Origin of the sequence: Rhodococcoides kyotonense (assembly GCF_001645385.1) — a bacterium.
Classification (GTDB): Bacteria; Actinomycetota; Actinomycetes; order Mycobacteriales; family Mycobacteriaceae; genus Rhodococcoides; species Rhodococcoides kyotonensis_B.
Genome location: NZ_LVHI01000001.1, coordinates 177129 through 197592, shown reverse-complemented (window position 1 = coordinate 197592; position 20464 = coordinate 177129). Strand labels below are relative to the sequence as shown.

At 66.8% G+C, this 20464-nt stretch carries 18 protein-coding genes; 7 read left to right on the top strand and 11 right to left on the bottom strand.

Going from position 1 to position 20464, the window contains the following annotated elements; translation table 11 throughout:
• Positions 1–35: 35 nt before the first annotated feature.
• The 4 genes from A3K89_RS00950 (at position 36) to A3K89_RS00935 (ending at position 5551) form a co-directional block, all read left to right on the top strand.
• Positions 36–1175, top strand: a complete 1140-nt coding sequence (locus A3K89_RS00950; protein WP_371828778.1) for a polyprenyl synthetase family protein — start codon at positions 36–38, stop codon at positions 1173–1175.
• 17 nt (positions 1176–1192) lie between these two features.
• Positions 1193–2839 carry a phytoene desaturase family protein gene (crtI, locus tag A3K89_RS00945; RefSeq protein WP_068420660.1) on the top strand — a complete coding sequence of 549 codons (1647 nt, stop codon included), beginning with the start codon at positions 1193–1195 and terminating at the stop codon, positions 2837–2839.
• A gap of 71 nt (positions 2840–2910) precedes the next feature.
• Positions 2911–4521 carry an alpha-(1->6)-mannopyranosyltransferase A gene (locus A3K89_RS00940; protein WP_068420659.1) on the top strand — a complete coding sequence of 537 codons (1611 nt, stop codon included), beginning with the start codon at positions 2911–2913 and terminating at the stop codon, positions 4519–4521.
• The gene (locus A3K89_RS00935; RefSeq protein WP_068420657.1) at positions 4514–5551 is read left to right on the top strand and encodes a phytoene/squalene synthase family protein; all 1038 of its coding nucleotides are present in this window, start codon (positions 4514–4516) and stop codon (positions 5549–5551) included. The genes A3K89_RS00940 and A3K89_RS00935 overlap by 8 nt, the downstream gene beginning before the upstream one ends.
• On the opposite strand, the gene A3K89_RS00930 is transcribed toward A3K89_RS00935, so the two are convergent.
• Positions 5523–5894, bottom strand: coding sequence for an Rv2175c family DNA-binding protein (locus tag A3K89_RS00930; protein WP_068420655.1), 372 nt, complete (start codon positions 5892–5894; stop codon positions 5523–5525). The two genes, A3K89_RS00935 and A3K89_RS00930, sit on opposite strands and share 29 nt — an antisense overlap.
• Before the next feature lie 134 nt (positions 5895–6028).
• Between A3K89_RS00930 and pknB the strand changes: the two genes are divergently transcribed.
• Positions 6029–8047: a Stk1 family PASTA domain-containing Ser/Thr kinase gene (gene pknB / locus A3K89_RS00925; RefSeq protein WP_068420653.1), complete on the top strand. Its 2019-nt coding sequence runs from the start codon at positions 6029–6031 to the stop codon at positions 8045–8047.
• Between the two features lie 19 nt (positions 8048–8066).
• Here pknB and A3K89_RS00920 read toward each other — a convergent pair whose 3' ends face one another.
• Positions 8067–9455, bottom strand: a complete 1389-nt coding sequence (locus A3K89_RS00920; protein ID WP_068420651.1) for a class II 3-deoxy-7-phosphoheptulonate synthase — start codon at positions 9453–9455, stop codon at positions 8067–8069.
• Between the two features lie 132 nt (positions 9456–9587).
• Positions 9588–10073, bottom strand: coding sequence for a polyadenylate-specific 3'-exoribonuclease AS (locus tag A3K89_RS00915; RefSeq protein ID WP_068420649.1), 486 nt, complete (start codon positions 10071–10073; stop codon positions 9588–9590).
• 65 nt (positions 10074–10138) lie between these two features.
• Between A3K89_RS00915 and A3K89_RS00910 the strand changes: the two genes are divergently transcribed.
• The gene (locus A3K89_RS00910) at positions 10139–11422 is read left to right on the top strand and encodes a glycosyltransferase 87 family protein (RefSeq protein ID WP_371828773.1); all 1284 of its coding nucleotides are present in this window, start codon (positions 10139–10141) and stop codon (positions 11420–11422) included.
• Here the strand turns inward: A3K89_RS00910 and A3K89_RS00905 are convergent.
• The 6 genes from A3K89_RS00905 to A3K89_RS00880 all read right to left on the bottom strand — a co-directional run bounded on the left by A3K89_RS00905 (position 11419) and on the right by A3K89_RS00880 (position 16008).
• Positions 11419–12141 (bottom strand): lysophospholipid acyltransferase family protein, encoded by a 723-nt coding sequence (locus A3K89_RS00905; RefSeq protein WP_068420647.1) that lies wholly within the window; start codon positions 12139–12141, stop codon positions 11419–11421. The two genes, A3K89_RS00910 and A3K89_RS00905, sit on opposite strands and share 4 nt — an antisense overlap.
• A gap of 145 nt (positions 12142–12286) precedes the next feature.
• Positions 12287–13264 (bottom strand): ROK family protein, encoded by a 978-nt coding sequence (locus tag A3K89_RS00900; protein ID WP_068420645.1) that lies wholly within the window; start codon positions 13262–13264, stop codon positions 12287–12289.
• A gap of 65 nt (positions 13265–13329) precedes the next feature.
• A complete protein-coding gene (locus A3K89_RS00895; RefSeq protein WP_068420643.1) occupies positions 13330–13794 on the bottom strand; it encodes a hypothetical protein in 465 nt (154 codons plus the stop codon).
• A gap of 13 nt (positions 13795–13807) precedes the next feature.
• On the bottom strand, positions 13808–15022 hold the full coding sequence (locus A3K89_RS00890) for an ArsA-related P-loop ATPase (protein ID WP_084423515.1): 1215 nt from the start codon (positions 15020–15022) through the stop codon (positions 13808–13810).
• An 11-nt stretch (positions 15023–15033) separates the two neighbouring features.
• Positions 15034–15471, bottom strand: a complete 438-nt coding sequence (locus A3K89_RS00885; RefSeq protein ID WP_068420639.1) for an SRPBCC family protein — start codon at positions 15469–15471, stop codon at positions 15034–15036.
• Between the two features lie 144 nt (positions 15472–15615).
• On the bottom strand, positions 15616–16008 hold the full coding sequence (locus A3K89_RS00880; protein WP_174551332.1) for a polyketide cyclase / dehydrase and lipid transport: 393 nt from the start codon (positions 16006–16008) through the stop codon (positions 15616–15618).
• Positions 16009–16118: 110 nt separating this feature from the next.
• Here A3K89_RS00880 and A3K89_RS00875 point away from each other — a divergent pair, with 110 nt between their 5' ends.
• Positions 16119–17945, top strand: coding sequence for an AMP-dependent synthetase/ligase (locus tag A3K89_RS00875; RefSeq protein WP_084423499.1), 1827 nt, complete (start codon positions 16119–16121; stop codon positions 17943–17945).
• Between the two features lie 63 nt (positions 17946–18008).
• Here A3K89_RS00875 and A3K89_RS00870 read toward each other — a convergent pair whose 3' ends face one another.
• Positions 18009–19136, bottom strand: coding sequence for a glycosyltransferase family 4 protein (locus tag A3K89_RS00870; protein ID WP_068420939.1), 1128 nt, complete (start codon positions 19134–19136; stop codon positions 18009–18011).
• Positions 19137–19150: 14 nt separating this feature from the next.
• Positions 19151–20452, bottom strand: a complete 1302-nt coding sequence (locus A3K89_RS00865; RefSeq protein WP_254303363.1) for a basic secretory family protein — start codon at positions 20450–20452, stop codon at positions 19151–19153.
• Positions 20453–20464: the final 12 nt, after the last annotated feature.

Genomic DNA, 20464 nt, shown 5'->3' with positions numbered 1-20464 from the left:
GCCAGCCCGCCCACCTGCCCGTTACGGAGGATCCCCTGTCCGGAGACCTGACCTCGTCCCCCACTCGTGAATCGAGTGGACTCGACACCACAGTGCGCGACGAATCCGTAAACACCGTTCAGCTCGTCGAGACGGCGCTGACCGAGTTCTTCGCGTCGAAACGGCAGCTGGTCGGCGCATTGGGCGGCGGGTACGCGGACGCCGTCGACGACCTCGTCGCATTCGTCCTTCGCGGCGGTAAACGCCTTCGACCCGCGTTCGCCTGGACGGCGTGGCTCGGCGCGGGCGGTGACCGCCACGGGCCGGACGCGTCCGCCGTCCTTCGCGCGTGTGCCTCGTTGGAACTGATTCAGGCGTGCGCGCTCATTCACGACGACATCATCGACGCCTCCCTCACGCGGCGCGGCTTTCCGACCGTGCATGTCGGGCTGGCCGAACGGCATCGGGCGCAGCAGTGGTCCGGATCGGCGACGCGTTTCGGTGAATCCGCCGCGATTCTGCTCGGTGATCTCGCGCTGTGCTGGGCCGACGACATGCTGCGGGAGTCCGGACTCGACGCGTCCGCCATGGCCCGCATCTCTCCGGTGTGGTCGGCGATGCGCACGGAGGTCCTCGGCGGGCAGCTCCTCGACATCGAAGCCGAGGCAGGACGGGACGAATCCGTCGACGCCGCGATGCGCGTCAACCGGTTCAAGACCGCCGCGTACACCGTCGAACGTCCGCTGCACCTGGGCGCTGCCGTCGCGGGGGCGTCGGACCTCGTCGTGGCAAGTCTGCGGTCCTTCGGCACGGACATCGGCGTCGCGTTCCAGCTGCGCGACGACCTGCTCGGCGTCTTCGGAGACCCCGCTGTCACCGGAAAGCCGTCGGGCGACGACATTCGCGAGGGCAAACGGACCGTGCTCATGGCCGTCGGACTGCAGCGAGCCGACGCCGGTCACGCCGACGTCGCGACGCTGCTGCGCACGTCACTGGGTTCCGAGGACCTCACCGACGAGCAGATCCACGCCATTCGTGCCGCCCTGACGGATCTGGGTGCTGTCGACGATGTCGAGCAGCGGATCACCGAACTGACCGAACGCGCGCTCGACACGTTGGCAGCCGCCGACATCGACGCGGAGGCCGCTGCCCGGCTGCACGCCATCGCCATCGCTGCCACGCAGCGGAAATACTGATCGGTTCCGGAGGTCACATGTCCACACCACGATCGATAGCCGGCCCGACGGACTCGGTAGTCGTCGTCGGCGCAGGGTTGGCCGGGCTGTCTGCAGCCCTTCATCTGACCGGGGCAGGCCGTCGTGTCACCGTGCTCGAACGCGACGACGCGGTCGGCGGACGCGTCGGCACCTACACGGTGCCGGGCGACGACGGACAGCCGCTGTACGACATCGACAACGGGGCGAGCGTTCTGACGATGCCCGAGCTGATCGCTTCCGCGTTGGGTGCTGTCGGCGAGTCGTTCGACAGCACGTCGCCGCCGTTGCGATTGAAGACCCTGTCGCCCAGCTATCACACGCGCTACGCCGACGGCAGCCATATCGACGTGTTCTCCGACCCCGAACGTATGGCCGCGGAGGTCGAGCGAGCGTGTGGCCCGGACGAATCCCAGGGCTACCGCAGGCTTCGTCGCTGGCTCGCGGCCATCTTCGACGCGGAATTCGATCGCTACATCGATTCGAACTTCGACTCACCGCTCGACCTCGTGTCCAGCCGACCTGCGCTGCGCGACACGGCGAAACTCCTCGTCCTGGGCGGCTTCGGCAGGCTCGGACCACGCGTCGGGTCGTACCTGAAGGACGAGCGGCTGCGCCGCGTCTTCACGTTCCAGGCGCTCTACGCGGGCATGGCGCCTGCGAAAGCTCTCGCCGTGTACGGAGCGATCGCGCACATGGACACGTCGATGGGCGTGTACTTCCCCGAAGGGGGCATGTCGGCCATCGCCCGGTCGATGTCCGATGCACTGGTGCGCAACGGTGGCACCGTCGTCACTCGGGCCGACGTGTCCGGTCTCGACGTCGCACACGGACGCGTCACGGCGGTGGAGACCGCGGACGGCCGCCGCTTCCCGTGCGACGCCGTCGTGTTGACGCCGGATCTGCCCGTCGTCGATCGCCTGTTGGACGGCGCAGGCATCACCGCACGTGGTCGACGCCGCGGGTATTCGTTCGTGTCCCCGTCGGCGGTCGTCTTCCACGGCACGGTCCCGACGCGTGTCACCGACACCTGGCCGGCGCGAGCTCACCACACCATCGATTTCGGCGACGAGTGGGCGCGCACGTTCACCCGCATCACCGCGCGCGCCGGCCGCGGACAGCTGATGGCAGACCCGTCGCTGCTGATCACACGCCCCGCCGTCTCGGATCCGTCGTTGCTGATCACGCGTGGCGGCGAGACGGTCGAGCCGATCTCGATCCTGGCGCCGTGTCCCAATCTGGACAGCGCGCCTCTCGACTGGGAGAGCCTCGGCGAGCCGTACATGCGGGAGATCCAGCTCGTGCTCGAGCAGCGTGGCTACGAGCACCTGGCAGCGGAGATGGTCGTCGACCACCTGGACACCCCGAAGACCTGGGCGGACAAGGGCATGCTGCACGGCAGCCCGTTCTCTTCGTCGCACGTGTTTCGGCAGACCGGGCCGTTCCGACGTGAGAACCTGGTACGAGGCGTCGACAACGTCGTTCTCGCCGGATCCGCGACCACACCGGGGGTCGGCGTGCCCACCGTCCTCGTCTCGGGCAGACTTGCCGCCGAACGAGTACTCGGGCCGCGGGTCACTGCACGCGACGCTGCACACACCGAAACGTCGCGGTTCGTGAGACGACGACGGGAAGCACTAAACTGACTCCGGTCCGGAAGGAAAGCACGCCTTCTGCCACACCTTCCGCAGCCATCCGAGAGGAGAATGACCCGGCAATGTCGTCGATCTCGTCGAATGCCGCCACCTCGGGTGCCACGGATTCCAGCGACTCCCCGTCCAGGACACCAGCGTCGTCGTCTCGTGTGAGGCGCTTGTCTGCGTTCCTGCGTAGCCCGGAAGGCCATGCCGCGCTGCTCGGTGTCGTCGGCGGAATCATGATCACGTTCGGCGGGTTCGGCGCAGGCAGCGTTCGACGACGCGACCCGCTCCTCGAATCGATGCACCTGTCCTGGTTGCGCTTCGGACACGGTCTGGTGTTGTCGAGCATCATCGTGTGGGTCGGTGTGCTGCTGATGATCATCGCGTGGGTTCGACTCGGCCGCGCGACGCTGGCCGGACGCACGACGCTCGGCGAGCTGCGATGGGTCGTGCCCGCATGGACCGCTCCGATGCTGCTCGCCGTGCCGATGTTCAGCCGCGACGCGTTCTCCTACCTCGCGCAGGGCGCTCTGCTGCGCGACGGCTTCGACCCGTACGCCGTCGGCCCCGTCGCCAACCCCGGCGTCCTTCTCGACAACGTCAGCAACGTCTGGACCACGACGACGGCACCCTACGGGCCGCTGCACCTGCTCATCGGGCAGGCGATCACCGCGGTGACGGGCGACAACGTCATCGCCGGCACGATGTTCTTCCGCCTCGCCATGCTGCCCGGACTCGCGCTGATGGTGTGGGCCGTTCCGCGTCTCGCCGACCATCTCGGTGGCACACCCGCGATCGCCCTGTGGCTGGCCGTGCTCAATCCTCTCGTCCTCATCCACCTGATCGGCGGCGTCCACAACGAACTGCTCATGGTCGGACTGATGGCTGCGGGCATCGTTCTGGTCCTCGAACGACGCCATATCGCAGGCATCGTGCTCGTCGCGATCGGTGTGGCGATCAAGGCGACGGCAGGCCTCGCCCTGCCGTTCATCGTGTGGATCTGGATGATCCACGAGAAGCAGAAAGCGATCGAGGAGAACCGCAAGCCCCTGTCGCCGATCGCCGCGTTCGCGAAGACCGCGGGTGCCGGCTTCGCGGTCTTCGTGGGCGTGTTCGCTGTGATGTCGGCCCTGGCAGGCGTCGGAATCGGTTGGCTGACAGCCTTGTCGGGTTCGGCAAAGATCATCAACTGGCTGTCGCTGCCCACGATCATGGCCCATCTGGTCACCGTCAGCACCTCGTGGTTCCTCGACATTCGTCTGGCCCCGGTCCTCGAAGTGACACGCATGATCTGCGGTATCGCGCTGGTCGTCGTCGTGCTCGCAACATGGTGGAAGTTCCGTCGCACCGAGGTCCACGCCGTGAAAGGCATTGTCATCGCGATGGTCGCGGTGGTCGTCCTGTCCCCCGCCGCCCTGCCGTGGTACTACTCGTGGCCGCTTGCCATCGCGGCCGGGTTCGCGCTCTCCACCCGGACGCTGATGATTCTCGTCGGGCTGTCGACGTGGCTGATGCTCGTGTTCCGGCCCGACGGCTCCATCGGTTTGTACACGTTCGTGCACGTCGCTCTCGCGACGTTCGCTGCCGTCGTCGCCGCTCTGTCGTTGACGCGAGTCGACCCGCTACGACTGCGCTCGACGCCGTCCCCCGCACCCGCCGCCGAGAATTCAGCCGCAGACCGTGGGTGAACTCGACGGGATCGACCCAGCGCTGCACGACGCCTATGCGATCTGCAGGGACCTGAACGCCGAACACGGCAAGACGTACTTCCTCGCGACCCGGCTGCTGCCTGCGGACAAACGAGCGGCAGTGCACGCCCTCTACGGATTCGCCAGGATGGTCGACGACATCGTCGACGTGGACGTCGATTCCGCCGACGTCGAACTGCCGGAACTACCCGAGGACGCGCAGTTCACCGCGAACGACAGCGACTCGACGATCGACCGCGAGGCGAGCGCCAAGGTCGACGTCCTCGAACACCATGTTCGAGCCGCGCTGAACGGCGGCGCTCTCGGCCGTAGCAAGTCCGATCGGGTGCTCAGGGCGCTGGTCGACACCACCGAGCGCTATGCGATTCCGCACGAGTACTTCTACGCCTTCTTCCATTCGATGCGCATGGACATTCCCGGCACACCGATGTTCCGGTCGCGCTACCGAACGATGGACCAGTTGACCGAGTACATGTACGGCTCCGCGGCCGTCATCGGCCTCGAGATGCTCCCGATCCTCGGCACCGCGGTGGATCGGCGCGTCGCCGAAGGACCCGCCGCCGCGCTGGGCGAGGCATTCCAGCTGACGAACTTCATCCGCGACATGGGCGAGGACCTCGACCGGGACCGGATCTACCTTCCTACCGACGAGCTCGCTGCGTTCGGTGTCGACGAGGGCCTGCTGCACCATTGCCGCGAGACAGGTCGCACCGACGCGCGTCTCGAACGAGCGCTCGCGCATCTGATCGCCCATACCCGCGCCGTGTATCGCACCGCGGAGCCGGGCATCGACATGCTGGATCCGGCGGTTCGTCCGGGAATGCGCACCGCCCTGACGCTGTACGGAGACATCCTCCGCGAGGTCGAGGACGGCGGCTATCGCGTGCTGCATCAGCGAGCACGCGTCGGGGGTCTGCGACGGTTGTCCGTCGCAGCTCCCGGGCTGGCGTCCGCCGGGTGGACGAGCGCGCGCGGAAAACTCAGAAGGCCATCGCCTGCGCGCGCCTGATCACCTCGCGCATCAGGTGCCCGTGCATCGCGTCGACGGGACGGCCGGGCAAGCTGTCGTCGGACTCGAACAGCCACCGAAGGATTTCGTCGTCCTGGTATCCGCCGTCGTGCAGCACCGCGAGCAGACCCGGCAGGCCCTTGACCACGTTGCCGCCCTCGGTGTCGAGAAACACCTCGGGAACGCCGGGAACGCGGCTCCGCTTGACCGCGATGAGATGCCGATCACGCAGCATCTGCTCGACACGCGAGATGGGAACGCCGAGAACCTTGCTGACGTCGGTCAGCTGCAGAAGGGACTCGGAGGGGTCGAGAACGTCGGCGGCGTAAGGGATTGTGCTCACTCCGGTAACGTTAACGGGTTCGCTCTCGGTTACGAAAAGCCAGGGCCGCACCGCGGTCCATCGAGACTGAGGCGATACCTGCGCTGGCTACCATCGCCGGAGTAGCGACTTTCGATGGAGGTGATCCCCAGGTGATGTCCGTAGGGTCCGCGTCAGCGGGTTCGATGCTCGACAGGCGATATCGCATCGACGCGCCTATCGCCCGCGGCGGCATGTCCACGGTGTACCGAGGGCTCGACACACGCCTGGACCGGCCTGTTGCGGTCAAGATCATGGATCCGAAGTTCGCCCACGATCCCCAGTTCGTCGCCCGGTTCGAGTTCGAGGCCAGGGCCGTTGCCCGGCTGAACAACCCAGGGCTCGTCGCCGTGTATGACCACGGTCGCGACGGAGAATACGCGTTCCTCGTCATGGAACTGGTCGAGGGCGGCACGTTGCGCGAACTCCTGCGCGAGCGCGGTCCGATGCCCCCGCACGCCGCCGCTGCGGTTCTACGTCCGGTACTCGATGCCCTCGGCACCGCCCACCGCGCCGGTCTGGTGCACCGCGACATCAAGCCGGAGAACATTCTCATCTCGGACTCGGGCGACGTGAAGATCGCCGATTTCGGACTCGTTCGGGCCGTCGCAGCGTCCAATGCGACGTCGAGCAGTGTGATTCTCGGCACGGCGGCCTACCTGTCACCGGAGCAGGTGACGACCGGTTCCGCGAACGCCGGAAGCGACGTGTACGGCGTCGGCGTCGTCCTGTACGAGCTTCTGACGGGACGGACACCGTTCACCGGTGACACGTCCTTGTCCATCGCCTATCAGCGCATCGACAACGACGTACCGCGACCGGGCGACGCCATAGCGGGCGTGCCGGAAGAGTTCGACGACCTGGTCCGACGCGCCACCGTGCGCGACCCGGCAGGTCGCTTCCAGAACGCCGACGAGATGGCCCGTGCGCTGCGCGCGGTCTGCGCGCGGCTCGAGTTGCCGCCCTATCGTGTCCCGGCGCCCCGCAGGTCGGCGGAGCATCGCAGTGCCGCCGCGTTGGGTGCGCCGACGGCCTTCGCGGGTGAGCGACCCGACCCCGCGCGTTCACCGGCAACCGAGATCGTCGCCGTCCCGCCGACCGAAGTCCGTGCCGACCCCTCCGCGGACGGCGTCCAGCACACCCGCGTGCAGACCGCACCGACGCCGCGAGACCAGTGGGCCGGCAACGACACTCCCCCGCCTGCGCCGCCGGATCGGCGTCAGTATCGATTCCCCGACTTCGACGCGGACCGCCATCGGTCGCGTCGCGCGATCGTCGTCTGGCTGACCATCGTCGCATTGCTGGCGGTACTCGTCGGGATCGGCGGCTGGTGGATGGGGTCAGGTCGCTACACGTCCGTTCCCCTCGTCGAGGGATTGGACGTGGCATCGGCGACGTCGGAAATCGAGGCCGCCGGGCTGACGACGGATACGCGAGGCACGTATTCGGACACCGTGCCGGTCGACGCGTTGATCGGCACCGATCCCGCGACCGGCGCACGTATCCCCAAGGGCGACACCGTGTCTCTGCTCGTGTCTCTCGGGTCACCCGTGGTCCCGGACATCGCGCCGAACATCGCGATCGGGGACATGCAGCAGCAGCTACGGGACCTGACGTTCGAACCGGTCGACGGCGGCGAGGCGTTCAGCACGACGGCACCGGTCGGCGGCGTCGCCGCGCTGGATCCGCCGCCCGGCACGACACTCTCGGTCGGCGACACCGTCAAGATCCTGCGTTCGAAGGGCGCTCCCCCGGTCGACGTTCCGAACGTCGAGAAGATGAGCGAGTCCGACGCCGTCGCCGCCCTGGCTGCCGTGGGAATCACGGTGTCGGGCACCGACGTCGAGTTCGACAAGCGCGTGGACGGCGGATCCGTCATCGGCACGAATCCGAAGATCGGCACGTCGGTGACCGCAGGCACGTCCGTACGACTGACGGTGTCGAACTCGATCACCGTGCCGTCACTGCTGGGCAGGTCGGTCGGGTCGGCACGCGAGACCGTTCAGGGTCTCGAGCTGGGCTTCACGGTCCGTCAGGTGGTCGACACCGACGGATCGCTCGTCATCTCGCAGAACCCGAGCCCGGGTACCAGAGTGGCCCCGGGCTCGTCGGTGTCCGTCGTCTCGCTTCCCTGATCGTTCGGCGAGCGTTTCGTCAGCCGCGCAACATCTCGGCGACGAGGAACGCCAGTTCCAGCGACTGCTGGGTGTTCAGGCGCGGGTCGCACGCGGTCTCGTAGCGACCCGACAGGTCGAGGTCGGAGATGTCCTGCGCGCCACCCAGGCATTCGGTGACGTTGTCCCCGGTCAGCTCGACGTGGATGCCGCCGGGATGAGTGCCGAGGCCGCGGTGGACCTCGAAGAAGCCCTGGACCTCGTCGACGATGCGGTCGAAGTGGCGCGTCTTGTAGCCCGTCGATGCCTCGTGCGTGTTTCCGTGCATCGGGTCGCACTGCCAGATGACCTGGTGCCCGGACGCCTGCACCTTCTCGACGATGGCCGGCAGCAGGTCGCGGACCTTGCCGTTGCCCATGCGCGAAATGAGCGTCAGACGACCCGGCTTGTTGGTCGGGTCGAGACGTTCGACGTATTCGAGCGCCATCTCGGGCGTCGTCGTCGGACCGATCTTCAAGCCGATCGGGTTCTGGATCAGTTCGGCGAACGCGATGTGAGCACCGTCGAGCTGCCTGGTTCGGTCACCGATCCACAGGAAGTGTGCCGACAGGTCGTACAGCTTGGGGTTGTCGGCGTCGGCGTTGTCGAGGCGCAGCATGGCGCGTTCGTAGTCCAGAACCAGTGCCTCGTGGCTGGCGAAGATCTGTGCGGCCTCGAGATTCGGATCCGTCACGCCGCACGCGTCCATGAAGCGCAGTCCGCGGTCGATCTCGCCGGCGAGCGCCTCGTAGCGGGCACCCGCGGGCGAGCTCTGCACGAATTCGCGGTTCCAGTCGTGCACTCGGTGCAGATCGGCCATACCCGACCCGGTGAGCGCGCGGACCAGGTTCATCGCGGCGCTGGCGTTCGCGTAGGCGCGTACGAGGCGCGACGGGTCGTGACGGCGGACCGCCTCGTCGGCGACGAGCGCATTGACCATGTCGCCCCGGTACGACTGCAGACCGAGCGCATCGGTGTTCGACGACCGTGGCTTGGCGTACTGGCCGGCGATGCGGCCGACCTTGACGACCGGCATGCTGGCGCCGTACGTGAGCACGACGGCCATCTGCAGCAACGTTCGGATGTTGCCCTTGATGTGGGGCTCGGTGTTGTCGACGAACGTCTCGGCGCAGTCACCGCCCTGCAGCAGGAACGCTTCGCCGCGTGCGACGGCGGCGAGCTGATCCGACAGCGACTCGACCTCGCCGGCAACGGTGATGGGCGGCACACTCTCGAGCACCTTGCGCATGTTCTCGGCCTGCGACGCGTCCCAGTTGGGCTGCTGGGCAGCAGGCTTGGCGAGCGCGTCGTCGAGCTGCGACCGCAGTGTCGGAGACAGAGGCGGGAGCTCGGGCAAACGATCGATGGGTACGTCGACAGTCCAGTTCACGTGCCCCAGGATATTCGCTGATGCGGCCACGCCGAAACCGGCCTCCAGAGCTGGGAGTGGAGCCTGCAGTAATGACCCGAGGAGGCTGGGAGTGGAGCCCGCGGTGATGACGCGGGTGGCCGACAGCCGAGATCAGAGCGATGCGGCTTCGATCGCCCGGAACTTCGCGAGATTGTGACGGGCGTCGGCCAGTGCGTCGTGCGCGTCGTCCGGCGCCGACGGCAGGTAGGGGCTTCCCCGGTCTTCCCACAGCTGACGAAGCTCGCGGGTGAAGCGCGGCAGTGAGCGGGGCAATTCCGTCATGTCGCCCCACAACTGGCACAGCGCAACGTGGTCGTAGGCCGCAACCCAAGCCCACAGTTCGACGTCGGCACCCGGCGCCGGGACGAGGAAGTCCAGCAGCTCGTCACGAATCCGCGCACGGCTCTTCCACAGCGGCGACGAGTACGGTGGCAGCTTCGGCAGCACGTTGCGTCGAACCCACTTGCCCGCGCGCTCGGGGTCGAACTCCGAGGACACCGCATAGAATTCGCGACCGTCCTCCGCGACGACCCCGATCGAGACGAGGTCGATTGTGCGACCATCTTCGATGAACTCTGTGTCGTAGAAGTAGCGCACGAGAAGACACAGTAGCGCCGACGCCGGTGCCGACAGAGATCGACCGCCATCAGAAGGAAGTTTCGTTGACGCCACCCGACCTCACCACGCTGTCCGACGCCGGTACGCCCGAACCGGCTGCGAACGACGTCGCCGCACCGCGCCGACGCCCCCGGGCGACGTGGCTCGTTCCCGTCGCGTGCGCTGCCGTGCTGGTGGCGGCGGTAGTGGGGCTCGCCTACAACTTGGTCGGGTTCCCCGGACTTCGTGCGCTCGGCGACTACTACCGAATCGATCTCGACGTGTACCGCCTCGGTGGTGGGGTGTTCATGTCCGGGACACCGCTGTACGGCGAGATGCCGCCGACCGCGCTGGGCAACACATTGCCGTTCACCTACCCTCCCATCGCGGCGGTGATCTTCGGACCGTTGTCGCTGATCACGCTGCACTGGGCGGGGATCGTCGTCACGGTGCTGTCGTTGGCGCTGCTGTTCGGCACGATCGTGCTCACGCTGGTGTCCCTCGGGTACTCGCCGCGAACTTTGATGCTGTGGGCGGCAGGTGCGGTGTTCGCGGTGTCCATGATTCTCGAGCCGGTGTTCTCGACGTTCGACTACGGGCAGATCAACATCCTGCTGATGGCGTTCGTCGCTGCGGATTGCCTTCCGAAGAAGACTCCGTGGCCCCGCGGCGCCCTCGTCGGATTCGTCGCCGCCGTCAAGCTGACGCCTGCCGTGTTCGTCCTGTTCTTCCTGTTCCGCAAGGACTTTCGAGCCGCGATAGTCACCGGCGTCAGCTTCCTCGCGTTCACGGCGCTCGGATTCGTCGCCACGTTCTCCGACTCGCTGCAGTACTGGACGAAAGTCCTCGTGGACTCCGATCGGATCGGGCGCCCCGCCTATCCCGCCAACCAGAGCATCACCGGAATGCTCGCGCGACTCGGCATGGACGACTCCGTCCGTTCGATGCTGTGGATCGTGCTGTCACTGATGCTGCTGGCGGTCACGTTCTACGCGATGCGACGCGCCTTCGCGACGCACCAGACCGCCCTCGCGCTCGGAGTGAACGCTGTGTTCGGGCTGTTGGTGTCACCGGTGTCGTGGTCCCACCACTGGGTCTGGACGGTGCCGTTCCTCGTCGCGCTCGGCACGCTCGCCTGGCGTCGACGCAATGTCGTCGCGCTGGCATTCGTCGGAATCGGTGTCGTCGTCCTGCATTTCGCACCGCACTGGCAGCTTGCCGTCGGACGCTGGTCCGGCCTGGGCTGGCCGATGTGGGACCAGATCGCAGCGTCGTCGTACGTGTGGTGGGGAATTGCGGCGATCGTCGTCGCGGCATGCGCCGCAACACCTCTCGCGCGACGCGCCTAGCTGGCCTTCGTCTCGGGGAGACGCTCGGCGCCCCCGTCCGCGGGGGCCGCGGTCTTCTTCAGCGAGGCGGCGTAGACGTCGACGTATTCCTGACCCGACAGAAGCATCAGTTCGTACATGACCTCGTCGGTCACCGCACGTTCGACGAAGCGGTTGCCCGCCATGCCCTCGAACCGAGAGAAGTCGATCGGCTTGCCGATCTTGATGGTGATCTTGGCCGGACGCCACACCTTCGACCCGATGGGGTTCATCTTGTCGGTACCGATCATCGCGACGGGAACGACCTGAACCCCGGTCTGCAGCGCGAGACGCGCCATGCCGGTCTTGCCCTTGTACAGACGTCCGTCGGGCGACCGAGTGCCCTCGGGGTAGATACCGAGAAGCTTGCCCTTGCCGATCACGCGGGCGCCCGCGTTGAGTGCGTCCTGGGCCGCGTCCGCTCCGGTCCGGTCGATCGGGACCTGACCCACCGCCGTGAAGAACCACTTCTGAAACGCGCCCTTGAGACCGGGTCCGGTGAAGTACTCGCTCTTGGCGAGGAACGTGATACGACGCGTCACCTTGAGAGGCAGGTAGAACGAGTCCAGCACCGCCTGATGATTGCTCGCCAGAATCATCGGCCCACGGGCCGGAATGTTCTCGAGGCCTTCGATCGTCGGTCTACCCAACGCAACCAGGAGTGGACCGATGAGCACGTACTTGAACAGCCAGTACCACATGGCGTCCTTCCTGATTCGATTCTTGTCCGGTCCGAAAACGCACTTTCGTCCGACGGTCCCACCTACTGATTCGCTGGTGACTCTACCTACCGTTTATGACGGCAGCCACATCACCGCGAAGGTGGGGACAGAGGTCACATGCTGTTCACCGACTGGTGACAACGAACTCCGAGCGCGCGAGGTCCGCTGCACCGATCATGCCGGCCGCTTCGCCGAGCTGCGTGCTGCGAATCGTGGCGACAGGCCGATGTCCGGCTCCGGTGACGAGCGACGCGTAGTGCTCCCTCGCCTTGTCGAGGAATTGATCCGACGACGTCGCCACGCCACCCGCGATGACGATCAGGTCGGGGTCGTAGACGTCGCTGACCAACGACAGACCGACGCCGAGCCACCGCGCGAAATCCTCCATCGTGCGTCGCGCGATGACGTCGCCCTCGTGCGCGGCCGACGCGATGCGACGACCGGTCAGGGAACCCGGGTCGAGAAACACGTCCCGCGCCAGGATGTTCGACGATCCCCGATCGTCCGCAGCGAGCAACTCGACCGCCGTGTCGACCAAAGCCGTTCCACTGCAATAGCGTTCCCAACACCCGCGCTTACCGCACGGGCACGCGCGGCCGTCGGGAACCACCTGGATGTGTCCGAGTTCCGGGGCCACACCGAAGCTTCCGCGGTAGATCTTGCCGTCGATCAGCAGCGCTGCACCGATGCCCGTTCCGATCGCCACCATGACGACGTTCTTGCCGTCCGCGGCAGCGCCGAATCGGTATTCGGCCCAGGCAGCCGAGTTCGCGTCGTGCTCGAGAACGACCGGAAGGCCGATGCGATCGCTCATCTGCTTCGCGACGGGAGTGTCGACCCACGGCAGGTGGGGCGCGAAGCGTACCGAGGTCCTGTCCGCGTCGACGAAGCCGGCGACAGCGAGGCCGACTGCCGAAACAGGGTGTCGCGCAGCCAGTTCCTGAACCGCACGGTCGAGTCCGTGCTCGAGAGCCTTCGCCGAATGCGGCGTCGGCGACTGCGTGGAATCGATGACCTGCCCGGAAGAGTCGACCACCGATGCCCGAAGGCTGGTGCCACCCACGTCGATTCCGATGGTGAAGGCGTCGCGTTGCCGCTTCATTGTCCGACCTTTCTTCGCCGCCCCCCAACGGCTCTACGACTGACCGCCCGATCGGAACCGGATGTTCAGATGTCTCGATTCTCGTCTTTACCTCGGTTGCCCGACGCCGAGCTCTTCACGTTCACCGTAATGGGTACGAAACCTGCCCGTCGAACTCCCGACTCTTCCGTGTCGGGCGCAATATCCGGCTCCTGCATGTGAGCGGTTTCACGAATGTCCGCGTCGGCCCTCGCATTCGGCGGTTCCTGGGCGCTTGCGCCGGCGTGTGCTGCACTGTTCGAATGTTCCGAGACGACCTGCCGGATCATCGCGACGACCGTCGCCCCTTCGGTCGCCATCAGCGTGAGCAGATCGTGCTGCTCGCCACGGATCAGGGCCGCGAGCGCACACACGGGACACCAACTGCATCCCTGCTCGGATGCCTGCGCCTGACCCTCGACCGCGCGCGCAAGAATGGGCTCGAGACGCGTGAGCACCGTTTCGGCGAGGGCCCACAGCTCGGCCGCGACATCGGAATGTTCGGATGTCATCCGACGCCTCCCCTCACACCGGCCAGACATTCGGGTCGGGCGCAAACCTGATCACCAGATTCTCGTCGTCGAACTCCGCGCCGACGACGACGCAACGACGAAGCACCGACGCCAGACGCACACGCGTCCGCACGCCGTCGGCGCCGATGATCACATCGTCCTCCACTCGCCCCAGCGTCAGCGAAGACGTGTCGACGACCGGAAGGTGCATCGTCATCGTGTACACCGACTCCAACCCCGACCCCGACTCCCGTGCAACTGCTGGTGTGCCTCGACGCTCGTACGGTCGGGCGTTCGCAGTTCTGTGCTCGGCCGTGAGCGCATCGAGAGAGGCCAACCCTACCGGTTCCTGCACGGACCGTTCCACGACCACCAGTGTCGCTCCGGCCGCCAGGTGCGCGAAGTCGTGCAGCACCGCCTGCTGAGCGGATCGCCATCCCTCGAACCAGAACACGGCCGGGTGCGCGCCCACCAACCCGACGGACGGCGAATTCAATTGTGGCAGCACCTTGTTGACGACGACGGTATCGACGTTCAGACCCATCAGGACCGCCGCCGACATGGTTCGTCGCGCCTCGGCTATGCCCACGCGTTCCGGAGTGGCGACGACGGTCGCCGACGTCCGTTCGCGGTCGAACAGCAGCTCATGGACGGCGTCGGCATTCGCGACGACGCGCTCGAGAAACGCGACGACGATGGTCAGCCGGGGGTCCGCCCCCGTCCCCGCGACGATGCGATCGTGCTGCGGCCACAGCCGTTCGACGTATCCCGTCACGAGCGACGGCAGCTGCAGGGTGCGTAGGGCGTCCGCCGTCGACGGGAGGTCGACGAACACTGTGTCCCATGCGTTTTCGTCGACCAGCTCGACGATTCTGTGCAGTCCGAGCATCTCCTGAACGCCCGGCGCACCGACGACCTCCTCAGGGTCGATCGCGCCGAACCGGACCCCGTGTTCGTGGCCGGTTCGCGCGACCGACAGCAGTGCGGCGAGCGAGCGGTAACTCGATTCGACGAGCGCCAGGGTGTCGAGTTCGAGCACGTCGAGCCGGTCGGCAACCGAGACGATTCGCCCCCGTGCACCACCGCTCGACGGCAGATCCACGACGTCCGATGTGGAGTGCGCCTGGTCGAACGAGACGACCAGCGAACGACTGCCTGCACGTGCCGCGTCGAGCGCTGCCTTCGCAGCGATCGTCGTCTTGCCCGCCCCGCCCTTGCCGACGAACAGCCGAACGGTCGTCAGCCTTCGACCCGCTTCTTGAGCTCTTTCAGCGCGGTGTCCGTGATGACCTTCTCGGCCTTGCGCTTGAACAACCCGATCATCGGGATGTTCAGATCGACCGTCAGCTCGTAGGTCACGTCGGTACCGCCGGCGCCGTTGTCCTTCAACGTGTAGGAACCGGACTGCGACTTCTGCATCTCTCCCTGCACGAGCTCCCAGGAGACGGCCATACCGTCGGCCGACCACACGTACTGCAACTCGTACGTGTCCTTGACCATGCCCGCGTCGAGAACGAATCGCACTCGATCGGCACGGCCCGACGCGCCCACCTCGAGGACCTCGACGGACTTCGCCGCCGACACCCACGACGGATACGCGTCGAAGTCTGCGATCACGTCCATGACCTGCGCGGACGGAGCGTCGACCGTGATCGACCTCTGAGTTTTCTCGGCCATGCTGTTGGTCCGCTTCCTCTCTGCTCTTCGATACTTCCGTCGCGAGCCGACCCCTACGGGTCATTCCTGCAGGCTCCATCACACACGATCCCTCGTCGAACACACAACGCGGTCCGGACGCCGACATACCCCGCGGAGGCGAAACTAGTCGCGCGCGTGCTCCGGTCGTTCGCCTGCAGGCCTACCTGCCTCTAGCTCGCGCTTGAGCTCGAACGTCACGGCCTTCCCGGCAACCCTGCGGCGACGGTTCTCGGCCGCGAGATCGAGCCCTGCACCGGTGACGCTCGGCTCGGCGTGCAGAAAGTAATGGACGATCACACCGTCGACGACCGGCACGGGCTCCAGCCAGATCTCCATCGTTCCCGTCAAAGCGCCCTCGACGGCCCACCGGATGCCCTGCTCCCCACGATCCTGCGTGACCGTGAGCCGAAGGTCCGGCCACCATCTTCTCCACCGCTCGCGCGGGGACACCGCGTCGTGGATGCGATCGCCCGGCACCGCGAGAAAAGTCTGGTCGGCCACTTGGATACTGCTCATCGGAAGAGCTTCACACATCGCGGTACCGCGTCGCACGTGAGGCGGACGTATGCGCTCGAACTTCCGGTCTACAGTGAGACCGATCAAGCTACTCGTTAGTACAGCTACCGATGCGCCCATGGAGGTTTCCCGTGCGTGAGTTCACTGTGCCCGCCCACTTCGACGTGGAAGACGGGGCGTCGACGGTCGCCACCGTCTACGAGCGCCGGGCGAGTGCGCCCTCCTCGGTGGCGTTCCGACGCCTCGTCGACGGCACGTGGACCGACGTCACGGCACGGGTCTTCGCGGACGAAGTCGTCGCCGTCGCCAAAGGCCTGATCGCCGCCGGTGTCGGCCAGGGAGATCGCGTCGCACTCATGTCGTCGACGCGCTACGAGTGGTCGGTCGTCGACTACGCCATCTGGTCCGCGGGCGGGGTCACCGTGCCGATCTACGAGACGTCGTCCGCCGGGCAGGTCGAGTGGATTCTGTCCGACGCCGAGCCGGTTCTGGTGATCTTGGAGACCGAGGAGCACGCCACCGAGACGGCCGACGTCGTCGCAGCCGCCGCATCCGTGACACGAACCTTCCGCATCGACGGCGACTCCCCGGACTCGGGTGCGATCGCCGAACTCACTCGGCTCGGCACCCAGATCAACGACGCTGTCGTCGAGCAGCGCGTCGGAGCGCTGAAGGCGTCCGATCCCGCCACTCTGATCTACACCTCGGGAACGACGGGCCGCCCCAAGGGCGTTCAACTCACCCACGCCAATCTCGTCGCGGAGTCTCGCGGAATCCGCGAGACCAGCCTGAAGTCGTTGCTGAACGAGCACAGCCGCACGTTGATGTTCCTGCCGATGGCGCACGTTCTCGCCCGCGCGGTCACGATCGCCGCCTTCGACGCGGGCACGACGATCGGGCACACGAACGACATCCCGAACCTCGTGAGCACGTTCGGCTCGTTCCAGCCCGATTTCATCCTGTCGGTGCCCCGCGTCTTCGAGAAGGTCTTCAACACGGCGAAGCAGAAGGCACACGCCGACGGCAAGGGCCGAATCTTCGACGCCGCAGCGGAGACGGCCGTCGCATGGAGCGAAGCGCAGGATTCCGGTGCGGGACTGGTACTTCGGCTCAAGCACGCCGTCTTCGACAAACTCGTCTACTCGAAACTTCGTGCGGCACTGGGAGGTCGGTGCAGGCTCGCGATCTCCGGCGGCGCACCGCTCGGCGCGAGGCTCGGACACTTCTACCGCGGCGTGGGCGTACCGATCTACGAAGGTTACGGACTGACCGAGACCAGCGCTGCGTTCGCAGTCAACACCATCGGCCACCAGCATGTCGGATCGGTGGGACAACCGTTGCCCGGCAATGCAGTTCGTATCGCCGACGACGGTGAGATCCAATTGCACGGCCCCGTCGTGTTCTCCGGCTACTGGCGCAACGACGACGCGTCCGCGGACGCGTTCGACGACGGCTGGTTCCGCACAGGCGATCTCGGTTCGCTCGACGACGACGGCTACATCACCATCACGGGCCGCAAGAAGGAACTGATCGTCACCGCGGGCGGCAAGAACGTCTCCCCCGCGGGCCTCGAGGACCGGTTGCGTGCGCACCCGTTGATCAGTCAGGCCATCGTCGTCGGCGACCAGAAGCCGTTCATCGGCGCCTTGGTGACCCTCGACGACGACGCGCTCAGCGGCTGGAAGTCCGCGCACGGCAAGCCGTCCGGTGCGGGAGCGGCCGACCTGGCCGACGACGCGGATCTGCGTTCCGAGATCGATGCCGCGATCGCCGATGCCAACACATCGGTGTCTCACGCCGAGGCCATCAAGAAGTACCGCATCCTGCCCGCGGACTTCACCGAGGAGGCAGGCGAGATGACGCCGACCATGAAGCTGAAGCGGAACGTGATCACCAAGTCCTACGCGGACGAGATCGAGGCGCTCTACGTCAAGTAGTGCGGCTACGCCGCCCGTGCGCGGATAGTCGGACCATGGTCCAACTATCCGCGCACGGGCGCATCAGCGCATGAACGAACGGAGACGCTGGGCCAGAGTGTCCCAGCGCCACTCTTTCTCGACCCAGGCCCGGCCCGCGTTGCCCATCGATGCAGCGAGGGTCGGGTCGGCGAGCAGACGCACCAGCGCATCGACGATCTCCTGCGTCGATCGACCGTCGACGACGTATCCGGTCTTGTTCTGCTGCACCGTTTCCGGTGCGCCGCCGGACATTCCGGCCACGACGGGTACACCCGTCGCGGACGCTTCGAGGTAGACGATGCCGAGACCCTCGACGTCGAGTCCGGCACCACGAGTCCGGCTCGGCATCGCGAAGACGTCGGCGATGGTGTGGTGTGCGGCGAGTTCCGCGGACGGCACCGTGCCCGTGAAGATCACGTGCTTCTCGACGCCCGCCGTGCGCGCGAGTTCGCGGAGCGCGCCCTCGTACGGGCCGCCGCCGACGATCACCAGGACGGCACCGTCGACGCGCTCACGCACCGCGGCGATCGACCGAATCAACATGTCCTGCCCCTTGCGCGGAACGAGGCGTGACAGGCAGAGAACGGTGGGCCGATCCCCCAATCCGTAACGCGCACGGAGCTCTTCACGCGCACCGGGGTCCGGTGCGAAGCGTGTGGTGTCGACGCCGGGCGGGAGGTGTTCGAGAGCGGCCTGCGCGCCGAACGCCGACACGAATCGCTTGCGCGTGTACTTGCTGACGTACGTGACCGTGTCGACGGAGTTCCCGATCAGTCGAAGCGTGCCTCGCCCGCCGGGCACCATCGACCAGCCCACCTCGTGGCCGTGGGTGCTCGCGAGAATCGTCTCGGCACCCGCACGTCGCAGCACGGGCGCCATGACGGCGAGCGGCGCTGCAGCACCGAACCAGACGCTGTCGCATTCGTGGGACTGGACCAACGACGCGGCACGACGGGCGACGAGCGGCGTCGGCAGCATCAACGTCGTGGGGTGCCGGACCACCTCGAAGGGCTGGCGTGCATCGAACTTCACGTGACTGTCGCCGCGCCACCGCGGGGCGTAGACCACCAGTTCCTCGGCAGGTAGCTGACTGGCGAACGTGTGCAGGTAGGACTGGATCCCACCGGGCCTGGGCGGAAAGTCGTTCGTCACCAACAAGGTCCGACGCATCGCTCGAGCGTAGGTCAACGTGACTGCGTCGCCACCCACGACCCCCACTGATCAACGACATCGTCGGTCCCGGTACCGAGCACCTCGGAGAACACTCGGTCGACGTCGGCCGCCGACTTCGGCCCGTCGGCCATTCGCTCGTACAGCGACCGGAGTGCGTCCTCGCCGAACCGCTCGGCGACGAACGCCGCCACCGACCACGCCGATTCGTACGCCAATGTCGACCGCGTGCCGCCCGCGGTGAAATCACCGTCCTCCGGGAGAACCGTCGGCGGTCCCCCGACCGCGACCAGCCTGCTCAGTGTCGGCGCGAGTTGCCCGAACGACGCGCCCGTGTCGCGGTAACCCGAGTAGTCGGCGAATCCCTCGAGCATCCACATCGGCGATCCGTCGACCGTGGTGGACCTGGCGGCGACATGGGTGAGTTCGTGACGCAACACCGATCGTGTCGTGAACTCGGTGAGCCGGTCGGATGCTGCGGGCCCGAACACCACGCGTTGCCCCGCGACGGGTCGGCCCGGGTCGACCGTGTCCGACATCGAGACCGCGGCGACGTTCGCACCTGCGGCATTCTCCCCCACCACCGCGGCGAATTCCTCCGGCGAGCCGGTGACGAACACGACCGCGGCGCGACGCCACTCGTCACCCCAGAAACCGGAGACGGCGTCGACCGCGCCGGGAAGCTCGCGCGCGAGTGCGCCTGCGAGCGCCGTCTGCTCCGGATGAGCGACGACGACGGACGTGCCGCCTGCCGTCGAAACCTGCGTCGTGGACAGCGGTCCGAAATCCCACGGCCCACGCCACGTGTGTCGGTCGATCCCGGCAACGTCCGCATCGGAGACGATCCGCCATCGGTCGCCGCGCTCGGCGACCAGCAGTGACACCGGCCTGCGCGTCGGGACGTCGTCGGTGCCGTCGATCGAGTAGCGGAGAACGACGGACGGCGCCCAGACATCGGCGGCGTTCAACGGCGACGCCACCTCGGACGGGACCGGTGTTTCCGGTTCGTCGACGAGTTCGTATCCCCAGTCCGACAGCGGAACGCCCGAGAGGTTGTCGGCGCGGGAGATCTGAGCCTGCAGGAACTCCGGCGCCGCCGCGGGGTCTACGAGATCGGCCAGCGCGGTGGCGTCGTTCGTGCGCACGGCGTCGGCCCATCGATCGAGCAGCTGTTCGACGCCTTCTCGTCGCTGATCCTCGTACGGATTGGCAGGCGGCTCCCCGGCAGGCGACGCGGGGGCGTCGACCACCGGTGCACTGCACGCTGTCAGCAAGGCCATCGCGACGACGACGGCCGCGACCCAGGAGCGGGTCACGGCCGATCGGAG